The sequence below is a fragment of the Marinomonas flavescens genome, from assembly GCF_004352835.1.
Taxonomy (GTDB): domain Bacteria; phylum Pseudomonadota; class Gammaproteobacteria; order Pseudomonadales; family Marinomonadaceae; genus Marinomonas; species Marinomonas flavescens.
The window spans coordinates 41,944-54,788 of the sequence record NZ_SJSB01000021.1 but is presented as its reverse complement, the minus strand read 5'-3'; the positions used below and the strand labels follow the sequence as shown (position 1 = coordinate 54,788).

10 protein-coding genes are annotated in these 12,845 nt (G+C 45.3%); 1 reads left to right on the top strand and 9 read right to left on the bottom strand.

Annotated features, from left to right (window positions below; translation table 11 throughout):
- Window positions 1-117: 117 nt before the first annotated feature.
- From E0D70_RS16080 to E0D70_RS16050, 6 genes are all read right to left on the bottom strand, one after another.
- On the bottom strand, window positions 118-573 hold the full coding sequence (locus E0D70_RS16080) for a HipA N-terminal domain-containing protein (protein ID WP_133013287.1): 456 nt from the start codon (window positions 571-573) through the stop codon (window positions 118-120).
- On the bottom strand, window positions 573-833 hold the full coding sequence (locus tag E0D70_RS16075) for a helix-turn-helix domain-containing protein (protein WP_133013286.1): 261 nt from the start codon (window positions 831-833) through the stop codon (window positions 573-575). Before E0D70_RS16075 ends, E0D70_RS16080 begins: the two co-directional genes overlap by 1 nt.
- 932 nt (window positions 834-1,765) lie before the next feature.
- Window positions 1,766-3,112: an N-succinylarginine dihydrolase gene (astB, locus tag E0D70_RS16065; protein WP_133013291.1), complete on the bottom strand. Its 1,347-nt coding sequence runs from the start codon at window positions 3,110-3,112 to the stop codon at window positions 1,766-1,768.
- Window positions 3,113-3,223: 111 nt separating this feature from the next.
- Entirely contained in the window at window positions 3,224-4,696 is a 1,473-nt protein-coding gene (gene astD / locus E0D70_RS16060) for a succinylglutamate-semialdehyde dehydrogenase (protein WP_133013285.1), read from the bottom strand.
- Between the two features lie 96 nt (window positions 4,697-4,792).
- Window positions 4,793-5,836 (bottom strand): arginine N-succinyltransferase, encoded by a 1,044-nt coding sequence (gene astA / locus E0D70_RS16055; protein ID WP_133013284.1) that lies wholly within the window; start codon window positions 5,834-5,836, stop codon window positions 4,793-4,795.
- A gap of 45 nt (window positions 5,837-5,881) precedes the next feature.
- Complete coding sequence (locus E0D70_RS16050; protein WP_133013283.1) at window positions 5,882-6,895, bottom strand: arginine N-succinyltransferase; 1,014 nt, start codon at window positions 6,893-6,895, stop codon at window positions 5,882-5,884.
- 171 nt (window positions 6,896-7,066) lie between these two features.
- On the opposite strand from E0D70_RS16050, the gene E0D70_RS16045 reads away from it, so the two are divergent.
- Window positions 7,067-7,279, top strand: a complete 213-nt coding sequence (locus E0D70_RS16045; protein ID WP_133013282.1) for a DUF1653 domain-containing protein — start codon at window positions 7,067-7,069, stop codon at window positions 7,277-7,279.
- A 34-nt stretch (window positions 7,280-7,313) separates the two neighbouring features.
- Here the strand turns inward: E0D70_RS16045 and E0D70_RS16040 are convergent, their stop codons facing one another.
- The 3 genes from E0D70_RS16040 to E0D70_RS16030 form a co-directional block, all read right to left on the bottom strand.
- A complete protein-coding gene (locus E0D70_RS16040) occupies window positions 7,314-8,297 on the bottom strand; it encodes a LysR family transcriptional regulator (RefSeq protein WP_133013281.1) in 984 nt (327 codons plus the stop codon).
- A 73-nt stretch (window positions 8,298-8,370) separates the two neighbouring features.
- Window positions 8,371-11,478 (bottom strand): efflux RND transporter permease subunit, encoded by a 3,108-nt coding sequence (locus E0D70_RS16035; RefSeq protein WP_133013280.1) that lies wholly within the window; start codon window positions 11,476-11,478, stop codon window positions 8,371-8,373.
- Window positions 11,479-12,591: an efflux RND transporter periplasmic adaptor subunit gene (locus tag E0D70_RS16030; protein WP_133013279.1), complete on the bottom strand. Its 1,113-nt coding sequence runs from the start codon at window positions 12,589-12,591 to the stop codon at window positions 11,479-11,481.
- Window positions 12,592-12,845: the final 254 nt, after the last annotated feature.

Below are 12,845 nucleotides of genomic sequence, written 5' to 3'. Positions count from 1 at the left end.
GATCAAAGTGACATGGTGCTGAGAGGAGGATGTAAACATAAGCCTTATGTTCCTGTTGAGAAAACAAAAGACTTTATGGTTTTTGGAAGGAATTACTATGTGGGGTTTAACCGACGCTTACGGCTGAACTCCTGCTAAAGCATTCCGTAAATAGTATTTTTCTAGTAGCTGGGGAAATAGAGCATCAGAGCCACTATAATTTAAAATATCCGGTAACGACACAGCTTCAGGCTCAGGCAAATTCAATTTACTTTGATAAGTTAACATACCAATTCCATGATTGGCTTGAAGTGCTAAAAGGTACATGTCATTAACTTTTGCATAACGAGCGAGCTTTTCTGCGATGTAATGGCGGTTGAAGCCCTCAGGAAGGTTCTGTGTAAAAATGGGATGAAGAGAGCCAGAATAAAATCCATCTAAACCCTGCTGAGTCATGGTAAGAGAAATATTCTGGGCTGTTTGTATAGGTTGGAAGTGGTGTCTAGTCCCATGAGTTAATAGGCCTACGTTACAGTCGGCAACAAACACTTCAATAGAATTGATACTCTTTGGTAACGTTTCAAGCAAGCTCATTATTGGTCATCCTCAGAAAAAAGAGCATCTATTTCGTTCCATTTTGGCAATTTATGATCTTTTTCAGCCACTATAAATTGGAGACCAATGGCGTCAATAACTCTCTCAAGTATGTCAAATGATCCTGTGAAACGACCATTTTCAATTTCAGATATGGTTGTTTTATGAACACAAGTTTTTTTAGACACGTCATTTTGAGTAAGTTGAAGCGATTTCCTTTTCTCTTTAATAGATTTTCCTATTTGCTCTCTGCTAGCCATAATGCACCCATTAATTATAAGTTAGCTATATGGCTAACATTGTAGCAAATAGTTGGTAAGTTAGCTATATGGCTAACTTTATTGTTATATTTACAGATTAAAAGCTAGAAAATATGTGATCAAGTAAACTTGCTCTGACCTTGTGTTTTTGTTTACCTTGAAAAACCGCGGCCAATGACCACTGTGCTAATAAAGCCAAACAGACGAGACACCTGTGAGAATCTCGACGCCCTTGACCTAGCTCCCCCTTAACTTCAAGGGGGAGTTGGAGGGGGTTATGCACTGGATCTAGAACTTGAACTTGACCTTGACCTATCATTTGTAGGTCTGCTTACCTTGAAAAAAAAGAGGGGCCAATGACCACTGTGCTAATAAAGCCAAACAGACGAGACACCTGTGATTAAAGTGATTTTCCAACCACCAAAACATCACCTGTCATTTGGACTTTAACCGATGATTGGTTTCATCAATTCATGAGTTATTAGCCTAAAGGCTAACCTACAAGACCCAAGACCCAAGACCCAAGACCCAAGACCCAAGACCCAAGACCCAAGACCCAAGACCCAAGACCCAAGACCCAAGACCCAAGACCCAAGACCCAAGACCCAAGACCCAAGACCCAAGACCAAGACCAAAACATCGCCTGTCATTTGGACTTTAACCGATGATTGGGTTCAAACAATCTCCAGTTATTAGCCTAAAGGCTAACCTACAAAACCCAAGACCAAGACCAAAACATCACCTGTTGTTTCGACTTTAACCGATGATTGGTTTCATCAATTCATGAGTTATTAGCCTAAAGGCTAACCTACAAAGACAAAGACCAAAACATCAATTTTTCAGTTACTGGCAGCTCTTTTCTAGGTATTCCAGTGCACAAGGGCTACCCCACAAGGGGTAGGTTGAGGTCAGTAAATTTGGTTCGGTTTTATTTACTTTTGGAATTCGTAGACGGAGCCAAGGTTGAGGATGTTGGTGAGTTCGTCGAGTGCGGTGCGGCTTTCGATGAGCAGTTGTGGGTCGGCGAGGTCGGCTTCGCTGAGGGTGTCGCGGTAGTGTGCATCTACCCAGGTATTTAAACGATGAAATAGTGTGTCATTCATCAGTGTGGCTGGGTTGAGTGCGGCTTGTTCTGCTTGTGTTAGCGCGACGCGAAGGCGCAGGCACGCTGGGCCGCCGCCGTTGCTCATGCTTTGCTTTAGGTCGAATACCTTGATTTCATTGATGGGTGAGTTGCCTGCTATTAGGCTGTTCAAATACGCCCATACTGCTTTATTATTCTCGCATTCTCCTGGTACAACTAAGACCATGTCGTTGTCGCCACGGCTTAGCAGCTGGCTGTTAAACAGGTAAGACTGAATGCAATCTTGTACAGAAACGGCTTCTGTTGGCACTTCAATTAGATGAAATTGTGATGTGCGGTCGCCCCATGCAGCCAGTAAGTCTTGCTTCATTTTGGCTGTGTCGAGGAAGGCTTCTTGATGATAGAAGTGCGCATTACGATTGCCAACGGCGATGACGTCGTTGTGGAATACACCGGCGTCGATCACATTAGGATTTTGCTGTGCGTAAACCGCTTGAGAAGGGGTTAAGCCATGGCTACGAGCGACGGCTTGTGACGCTTCCAAGGTGTGACGAGCGGGGAATTTTTGAGGGCGCGGTGCGGCGGTATTAAATGCCGACATGCCGTATACGAAAAACTCGATGCCTTGTTCATTGTATTGATCGCAAAAACGAGTGTGGTTTGCTGCGCCTTCGTCCCCAAAATGATCAACACTGGGCAAAGCTTTGTGATGAGCAAAGTGTTTTTCATCGTTAAACGTGGCGCTTAAGATCGCGCCAGTGGTTTCGTGTTCAATAGAACGATGAAACTTGTTCACAAGATTGGCGGGCGTAAAATGCACTCGACCATCGTTGGTATCGCCACTTGGCGATACAGTTGCGGCATTGGCGGTCCACATACAAGACGCCGAGCTCACCGCAGCCAATAGTTTTGGCGCTTCTTTTGCTGCTTGCGCTAGAATTTCTGCATCAGACCCAGAAAAGCCAAGACGACGAAGTGTTGGAATATGTGGTCGCTCGTGTGGTGCTAATACGCCTTGTACAAAGCCTAAATCCGCTAGGGCTTTCATTTTGACTAAGCCTTGTTTCGCGGCGGCTTTTGGATTCGATGAGCGCGCTGAATTGTTTAATGAGGCGACATTACCAAAAGAAAGGCCGCTGTAGTTATGGGTCGGTCCCACTAAGCCATCAAAATTGGCTTCTGTCGCATTGTTCATCATTTTACCTCGATGTTCTGAATTCTGTATGGTTATCTTATTGCTAAGCGCTGCTGTCGCGCTCTTTGTTAATAGAGCGCGATTTAATAAGGCCGCTGGTTTATTGATCGTTTACAGGGTTAAGCCTGGGCCTAACTTTTCTGGCATACATAGGCTGTCCGCTTCGATGCTTGCCACTGGGTAAGCACAGTAGTCTGCGGCGTAGTAAGCACTTGCTCTATGGTTGCCACTGGCGCCAGTTCCGCCAAATGGAGCGGCACTAGAAGCCCCTGTTGTTTGACGATTCCAGTTGATAATGCCCGCACGGCTGTGCTGTAAGAACCATTCATACTCGCTTTTATCATCCGACAAGATGCCAGCCGATAAGCCGAAGCTTGTGTTATTGGCGATTTGCATGGCTTGGTCTAGGGAATCGTAACGAACGACGGTAAGCAATGGGCCGAAGTATTCTTGGTCAGGCAATGCGTCAAGCATGTCGGTCGCATCAATAATACCCGGTGTCACGAAGCCAGTGTTGGCATCGCCACGGGTCATGCTGAGCAATGGTTTCGCGCCTAATCCGACTAACTTGTTGTAAGCCTGTAGTAAACCATCTGCTGCTTGAGCAGAGACAATTGGGCCCATAAATGGCGCGTCTTCTGCATCGAATCGGTCGATACGAAGGGCTTTAGTCACAGTAATCAGCTTTTCTAAAATCGCATCGCCAACGGTGCCCTTTGGCAATAGCAAACGGCGTGCGCAAGTACAGCGTTGTCCCGCGGAAATGAAAGCAGATTGGATGATTTCGTGTACCGCCGCGCGCTGATCGGCGATTTTATCGGAGACCAATAATGGGTTGTTTCCGCCCATTTCTAAGGCGAGGATTTTACCCGGATGGCCAGCAAAGTCTTTGTGTAAGATATGGCCTACTTGTGGGCTGCCGGTAAAGAATAGCCCATCTATGCCTTGATGATTCGCTAAGGCTACGCCGGTGTCGCGTTCACCTTGAACCATGTTAAGAACACCGGCTGGAAGGCCTGCTTGTTCCCATAATTGAATGACCAAGTCAGACGTAGCAGGTGCTTGTTCGCTCGGCTTAAAGACCACGGTATTGCCTGCAATAAGCGCGGGTACGATATGACCGTTTGGTAAATGGCCTGGGAAGTTATAAGGCCCAAATACCGCGACAACACCATGTGGACGATGGCGTAAGCGTGCTGTAGCGCCTGGCATAGGTGAACTTTTTTCGCCGGTGCGTTCGTCGTAGGCTTTTTGAGAAATCGCGACCTTGCCAACCATAGCAGCGGCTTCCGTGCGGGTTTCCCAAATAGGTTTGCCTGTTTCGCGGCTGATCACGGTGGCAATGGCTTCGCTGTTTTCTTTTACCAGCGCCGCAAAGGCTTCAATAATAGTAATGCGTTCTGCTAACGGGCGATTGGCCCAGCTAGGAAAGGCATTGCGTGCCGCTTTGATGGCTTGATCTACTTGGCTTTCGCTGGCGCTATTGGCTTCCCAAACGAGGCTGGCATCAGCAGGGTCGATAGAGCGAGACAGTTTGCCTTCGCCTTGAATCCATTGGCCGTTGATGTAATGAGCTTGTTTCATGGTGGCTCCTAGTAAGTAAATGATGAGTTGTCGTTACGTACTTAAATTGACTAGAGAATGCGTGCTAAAGGCGAGTGAGCCTTTAGCACGGGCAGTTTATCGGCTTGAATGGGGCGATAGCTCAACCACGCAGACGGGCTCTTTATTCGTGATGGCTAGGTGCATCGCTTCTTCTTGGGTTAGTGTCATTGTGCTGCCCGGTGGCGTTGAGCGTTGGATCAAGATGCAGCGGTAGTCTTTTACCTTGGTGTTGGAAACAAGGTAATGCACGCCTTCACCAGCGCCTTTAGGCTCACCGATGGTGGCTAAACATAAGCGGCTATTGCGCACGGCACGAATGTCTTGCACGCGCGCTTCTATGGTTGGGCCGCCGTCAAAAATATCGACGTAATTTTCGTAGCGAAAGCCTTCTTGTTCGAGTAATCGGCGCGCAGGTACGGTGCTTTTATGCACGTGACCCAGTACTTCTCTGGCTTCTTTAGGCAGCAAATTTACATAAACCGGGTTGTTCGGCATCAATTCTGCAATAAATTGCTTACTGCCTAGGCTGGTCAATTCATCCGCTCGATCAAAGTCGATGGAGAAGAAGTGACGACCTAGACCTTCCCATAATGGAGAGATGCCATTTTCGTCACTAACCCCTCGCATTTCGGCAAAAATTTTGTCGGTAAAACGTTCAGGAAATTGCGCCAAGAACATAAAGCGTGATTTTGAGAGGAGTTGGCCGTTTTTAGAATGGCGGTACCCTTCTTCTAAAAATAGAGAACACACTTCACTGCAACCTGTGTAGTCATTGTTTAATACCAAGGTCGGCATCATGTTATGCACACCAAGCTCTCGAGAAGAGTGGGTGATAGTACCAAGGTGGTAGCTGTAGAATGGCTCTTCTAGGCCCACGGCCGCAAGCAGCCCAGTGGTGCCAACGATGTCGCCGGTTTCTGTGTCTTCTAGCACCATAAGATAGTCTTCATCTCCTGGCTTTTCGACACTTTCTTTTGCGAAAGAGCGTGTTGCCGCGTCTATTTTACGTTGCAAAATTGTTTCGTCGGCGACCAAAGAGGTAAAGCCCACCCCAGTTTTTTCCGCAAGTCGATACAGAGAGGCAAGATCCTCTTGGCGAATAGGGCGAATGACCATCATGATAAAAATCCTCTTTTAAATATATTCATACCACTTAAGGCACTGCTAAAGTAAAACCCATTGAATGCGGCTGCCAGATGAAATCTGAAGACGTTCTTGAGTGTTTGTTTCTATTGCTAATCCCGCTACTTGCGGTTCAGCTTTGGCGGCGATCACTCGAAAGTCTTCTAAGTGGCCGGCCGAGATAAGGTGCATTTTGCCCTGTAAAGCGTCTGGTTGAATCAGTGCTTTACCAATGCGTTGTTGGCTAATGGTGGTTAAATTTTCGGCGCGTGCTTCCAGTGTTGGACCAGCATCAAAAATATCCACATAACCACGGAATTCAAAGCCTTCATCGAGCAATATGTCGGTGCTCTTTTCTGAATCTTCATGCAAAACGCCAATGACGTCTTGTGCGGCTTCAGGCAAGGTTGGAACATAAATCGGATAGCGTGGCATCAAGTCAGCAATAAAGTGCTTGTTACTAACACCTGAAAGATAGTCTGCTTTTTTGAAATCCATGGTGAAAAAGTGTTTGCCTAATGCATCCCAAAAAGGTGAGTAACCATGGCGATCGCTTTCGCCACGAAGCTCGACGAACAAGCGTTTGGTAAAGCGTTCTGGGTGGCGTGCAATAAACAGCAAGCGCGCCCGTGACAGTAAGGCCAACGCGGTCGGATTCTGGTGTGCTTTATCCACCACAAGAGACATCAGGCGACTGGTGCCGCTGTAATCGTGACACAAAAATAGGGCCGAAATACGATTGTGGATTTGCAGTTGAGGCGATGCGTGAACCACCTCATCAATGCGATAGCTGTAAAAAGGAGTATCTGTTCCTACCATGGCTTCTAAACCACAGGTTCCAACAATATGGTTAGTGCTGGCATCTATCAGTACAAATAAGTAGGATTCATCGCCTGGCTGCACAACATCAGTTTGCAATGAACGGCGTGATGACGCTATTTTGTCATTGAGTCGTTCACGGTTGGCGGGAAAATTTGTCATGCCAATGCCGGCTTCTTGAGCTAATCGCTCTAAAGCTGGAAGGTCACCAAAATCCACTGGTCGCACGAGATACATAAAAGAACCTTGCCCTATCGATACGTAAAGTACGATCGTTCACTTAGATTACAGAATAGAGGGTATTATTCCTCAAGTCTGCACGCTTAAGTAGATGTAAACTTTTCAAATAGCGACCTAATGTTCTAATTAATGGATAAAATAGGTCGATTTTTAATAAAAGGATAAAGAATGAAGTCTGGAATCTATCGACATTATAAAGGCGCAGAGTATTGGGTTGAGCGTGTGGTTAAGCACAGTGAAACAGAAGAGAAGCTGGTTGTTTATCAGGCGTTATACGGTGAATTTGGCTGGTGGGCGCGACCATTAGAGATGTTCAAAGAAAGCGTTGTTATTGGTGGCGAAAGCATTCCGCGTTTCGAATGGGTAAGAGCTGAGAAATAATCGCCCACCAATATTGCTCAAGGTGTGCATGGCTTTATTCAGGCGTATGCATCCAAGGAGATTCTCGCATAAAGTGAATGATTTTTTCTCGTAACCAGCGATGAGCAAGGTCGTTATTAGAGCGTTCATGCCAAAAAATATGAATGGGATGACGACCCTTGTATTCATCAGCCTCAATCACTTCTTTAGGGATGGGCAGCACTTTTATCGGGTAGAAGTTTTTCTTCTCGCACATTACATCGGTGAATAACTCGCCTATTGATCGTGAGGCAACCAGTGCCATGCCGCGCTTTATCGCTTGCATTGTCACCATGAGGCTGTCTGTTTCTAACGAAGGTTCTATGTCGTAACCTTGTAGTTTTAATTTGTTGGCGGTGTTTTGGAAGGTCGATTCTTGATGGTTGCGTAAGTGATGCGTGACGGTTTTGTGAGCCAGTAATTCTTCAAGAGAAATTTCATCTTGATGGAACAATGGATGCGCTTCGCTTAAGACAATACAGGCTTCCATATAACCAATTAATTTACTGCGAATATTTCCCGGTGTTCCCTTAATGCGCATAATGCCGATATCGGCGTGACCTGACATTAAATCGTCGAACTGAGAACCTTCCCCCCAGCCACTGGTCGATAAACGTATTCCCGGTGCATCATAGTGTAACGCGGCTAACAACGGCTCAATAAAGTTTTCTAAATCACCTTCATCAACGCGTAACCGAAAGCGGCGCGTTAGACTTTTTAGATCCAACACACTTGGTGTCATCAGTTCAGATAAAGAACTTAAAATAGGCAGTATCAGGTCATTTAACTCTGTGGCCTTGGCGGTAGGGCTTAAACCGTAGGCTTGGCGAGTAAAAAGAGCGTCTTTAAACAAGTCTCGAAGCTTTTGTAAACTTTTGCTCAGTGCTGGTTGTGTGACGCCAAGGCGATCAGCGGCACGCGAAACACTGCCTTCTTCCATGATAGTGACAAAGGCGACCAGAATTTTAATGTCGAGTTTTAAAACGTCATTTAACTGCATAATGCTCTCAATCTGAGGTAAAACGAAGTGTGGATAAGGTGAGTTACCATTATCCACACTTTAAAACTACGCTCTATTGTTCGGCGTTTGAGGCGTCATTGCTTGAAGATTCAAACTCTGAGCGTGGACGATATTTTACACGGAATAAAATAGCGTAGAACACAGGAACCGCGATTAAAGTGAGGATTGTCGCGAAGCCCAAGCCAAATGAAATCACGACAGCCATGCCTTCAAAGAAAGCATCATAAAGTAGCGGGATCATCCCTAATATGGTGGTAATCGCCGCCATACAAACGGGCCTTACACGACTCACAGAAGATATGAAAATAGCTTCGTACATCTCTGTGCCCTGGTCTCTTTCGAAGTTGATTTGGTCGGCCAACACAATGCCGTTTTTGACCACCATACCAGACAAACTTAAGAACCCAAGGAGTGCCATAAAGCCAAAAGCTGCGTTCATCGCTAATAAGCCTGTCGACACCCCGATGAGTGCAAGTGGGACACAGAACCAAATGGTTAACGGTACACGAATCGAGTTAAACAGCAGCACAGTGATGATAAACATAAACAAGTAGCCCATTGGCAATGCCTTGAATATATTTGCTTGTGCATCGGTACTGCTTTCGTATTCACCGCCCCAATCTAGCGCATAGCCAGGAGGCAGTTTGATCGCCTCAATTGGACCACGCACGCGGCTAAATACGGCCATGGCCGTTTCATTGCCAAGAATATTCGGATCTGCCATGACAGTAATAGTACGCTTACGATCGCGACGTTTGATAATGGGATTTTCCCATACGGTTTCAAAGCCAGAGACCAAGGTCGAGAGCGTCACATAGGAGCCAGATGCTGGGCTGTAGATTTGTAAGTCACGGATTTGATCAATCGATACCCGTTCGCTTGGTGGCGCTCGCTGTATGATAGGTAACAAGTCTGTGCCTTCGCGGTACAAGCCGATTTTAGAACCACTAAAGTTGGTTAATAATACATCGTCTAAATCTGTTTTACTGATGCCTAAGCGTCGAGCTTGAGCGTCGTTAAACAGCGGACGAAGTACTTTAACCGGTTGGCGCCAATCGTCTTTGATACTTTCTAGGCCACCGTCTTTGCGGTAAATTTCTTGGATTTGAGCACTGTATTGACGTAACAGTTTCGGATCTGGACCACTGATACGTGCTTCAATTTTAGCCCCTGTTGCTGGTCCTAATTGTAAGCGTTCCAGTTTTACTTCCAGCCCCGGATGCTCTTTCTTCATCTTGTAGTAGAGATCTTTTAGCAGCACAGGTATGTCTTCTTTGTTCTTAGTACGAACAATGAACTGTGCGTAACTTGAGTTGGTCTGTTCTCCGTTATAGGTCAGCATGAAGCGCAATACGCCTTGACCTGTTGTCGAAGTGACGTACTCAATACGCTTGTCTTTTAGCAGTTCTGACTCGATATTTCGGACGGTTTTATAGGTGTCTTCAATATGCGTGCCTTCTGGCATCTGTACACTCATGTAAAACATAGGCGTTGATGATGGCGGGAAGAACGATTGTTTTACAAATTGGAATGCCCAGCCAGCGGTAAACAAACACACTAGTAATAAGGCGACAGTAATCCAGCGGAAGCGAATCGCTTTGTCTAGTAGCCATTTATAGCCAGAGAATAAAAAGCCTTTGTATGGGTCTTCTCCAGCGCTATCTGTTCCTGCGGCAATGCTTTCCTTAAAGAATAAATCACAAAAGAACGGCGTTAGGGTGATCGCGGTGATCCAGCTCAGTAGCAAGGAAATCATCAATACATAGAACAGCGAACCAACAAATTCACCCACAGAATCTGGTGATAAACCTATCGGTGCAAAGGCAGTTACCGCAATAACGGTGGCACCAAGTAATGGCCATTTTGTTTGCTTTACTACCGCGCTGGCGGCGTCGATTTTGGTCATGCCTCGCTTGAGGCCAATCAAAATCCCTTCGGTGACTACGATGGCGTTATCCACCAGCATGCCGAGGGCGATGATTAATCCTCCCAGAGAGATACGCTGCAAGTTAATACTGAAGTAATCCATGACAATAAAGGTGCCAAGAATCGTCAGTAGTAATATAAGGCCTATGAGAATCCCTGAACGAATGCCCATGAAAACCAGCAGTACCAGAATAACAATGCCGACGGCTTCAACGAGGTTTAGCAAAAAGTTCGAGACCGAACGTTCTACTTCTCTCGATTGAAAATAAATCGGGTCCATGCTGATGCCAACAGGTTGTTGGTATTTCAATTCATCAATGCGTTTTTCTAGCGTTTCACCTACTTTTACTACGTTAACATTGGCAGAGAAGGAAATGCCAAGCAGTAGAGATTTAGCACCATTAAAATCGACGATGTGTTTTTGAGGATCAACATATTGGCGTTTAACGGTCGCAATGTCTTTTAAGCGAATAAGCTTGCCATTGATAGGCGTGCCGACAATCAAGTTCTCTAGTTCAGAGATGTCTTTAAATTCGCCGGTTGGGTTAATGCGAATATACTCGCTACCTACTTTCACCTTGCCCGCGTTTGAAACCCCGTTTTGGTTTGCTAACAAGGCTTTAAGTTGGCTTGGCGCTATGCCCATATTGGCCATTTTTGAGCGTGAGATTTCGATGGTGACTTGCTCGTCTTGCTCGGCTGCCACAGTGACTTTGGCAATACCATCGACTAAGACAAGTTCTCGTTTCACGTAATCAATGTAATTTTTTAGGTCTTTGTATGGGTAACCTTGGCCATGAACGGCTAGCATCACACCATAAACATCACCGTAATCATCAAGTACCGCAGGCGCGCCAACCCCAGTTGGAAAGGTGCCAGACATGTCGCGCACTTTCTTACGAACTTCATCCCAAATCTGTTTCAGTTCTTTTGCACGATACTGATCTTTAATGGTTAGGGTGATCTGTGAATAGCCTGCTTTAGAGGTGGACTTTATTTTGTCCACATAAGAAAGGTTCTGTAATTCCTGCTCGATAGGGTAGGTAACTTCTTCCTCAACCTGTTCTGGTGAAGCACCAGGGTATTGAGTGATGATCAAAGCATCTTTGATGGTAAATTCAGGGTCTTCTAATTGCCCGAGGTTGGTGAACGCGATGGCGCCACCAATCAAAAGAATAAAAGTGACCATCCAGCTGGTCACTTTTTTCTGAATAAAATACGCTGCAATATTCACTTATAAGCCTCGCTCACGCGTCCAAGGACGAACTTTCATTGAGCTGGTTAAGCTGTCTACACCCGCAGCAACCACTTGGTCTCCTGCGTTTAAGCCAGAGGTTATTTCGATCATGGTGCCTTGCAATGAACCAAGCGTGACTTTTCTTGATGCCACGGTTCCTGTTTCTTTATTGAAAACCCAAACCGTGCTGTCTGCTTCACCGGTTTGTGTGTTTTCTTTTTGAACAACGGCTTCAACAGGGACAACTATGTGTTTAGTCACGCCTAATAATTTGCTGAGATCCATGTCGACGTTAGCCGTCATTCCAGGCAGCAAGGTGCGTTGTTTTTGATTATCACGAATTAGGTGTAGTGTGACATCGTAGGCCATGGTGGAATCATCTGGCATGGTGTTGTGTTCTTTATAAGTGCCATGGAACACCTCATTAGGCGCAACATCGACAATAATATTGGGCTTATAATCAATTTTCGTCGATTTGATGCTAACCACTAAGCTTTCAGGTACTTGGAACTCTACATCCAAATTATCGATGTCTTGAATGTGCATCAGGGGCTGAGTGGCACTTACATACTGATAATTTTCTGTTTTAGTCGACGCAATAACGCCGCTAAACGGTGCGTATACTTTCGTGTATTTAAGCTGATTTTTTGCGCTTTGAAGAGCGTTATTGGCTTGTGCTAGCGTAGCTTGAGATTCGTCAAATTGAGATTTACTGGTTGCGTTGCGTTTGAGCATGGTTTGAATTCGATCAAATTGTGCTTGAGCCAAATCTTGTTTCGCTTGAGCCAATTCAACCTGAAGTTGGTAATCTGTAGGGTCTAGAGCCGCGAGCAATTCGCCTTTTTTTACCCGTTGTCCTGAGACAACATTGAGCTGCATAAGCTGCCCACCGACGCGAAAAGCTAGATCTGCTTCTTCGCTGGCTTTTAACTCAGCAGGAAAACGACGAATGTTAATAGCATCCGTAGAGCCGATGGTCAGCAGTTTTACAGGTCGGATAATTTCCTTCACTTCGCTTGTTTCATCTTTATCAGAAGAACAGGCGGTGAGAAAAAGAGCCATAGTCAAGGTGACGGCAAGGCCACATTTTTGACGTTTAAAGCGGTTCATTCATTGCTCCGTAAGTACAAAGTAAATATTTCAGATAACTTTATTTTATATCTCTACGGGACAACTATACATTTTCAATTACATATTAAAGATATATCCAAAGGTGATATCTAGTACTTATTTTTGTTACAAATAGTTATGATAAAGATTAAATTCTTTTTAATCAGTAGGTTAATAAAAATACAAGAGAGCATTTTTGTAGCATTTTGACATATTTTAGGCACTAAAACCCCTTACTAATCACGCTTTATGAT

Coding starts and splice junctions, on each gene's coding strand:
- E0D70_RS16080 (WP_133013287.1), bottom strand. CDS start 573: ATGAGCTTGCTTGAAACGTTACCAAAGAGTATCAATTCTATTGAAGTG.
- E0D70_RS16075 (WP_133013286.1), bottom strand. CDS start 833: ATGGCTAGCAGAGAGCAAATAGGAAAATCTATTAAAGAGAAAAGGAAA.
- astB (WP_133013291.1), bottom strand. CDS start 3,112: ATGAACAATGCGACAGAAGCCAATTTTGATGGCTTAGTGGGACCGACC.
- astD (WP_133013285.1), bottom strand. CDS start 4,696: ATGAAACAAGCTCATTACATCAACGGCCAATGGATTCAAGGCGAAGGC.
- astA (WP_133013284.1), bottom strand. CDS start 5,836: ATGATGGTCATTCGCCCTATTCGCCAAGAGGATCTTGCCTCTCTGTAT.
- E0D70_RS16050 (WP_133013283.1), bottom strand. CDS start 6,895: ATGTATCTCGTGCGACCAGTGGATTTTGGTGACCTTCCAGCTTTAGAG.
- E0D70_RS16045 (WP_133013282.1), top strand. CDS start 7,067: ATGAAGTCTGGAATCTATCGACATTATAAAGGCGCAGAGTATTGGGTT.
- E0D70_RS16040 (WP_133013281.1), bottom strand. CDS start 8,297: ATGCAGTTAAATGACGTTTTAAAACTCGACATTAAAATTCTGGTCGCC.
- E0D70_RS16030 (WP_133013279.1), bottom strand. CDS start 12,591: ATGAACCGCTTTAAACGTCAAAAATGTGGCCTTGCCGTCACCTTGACT.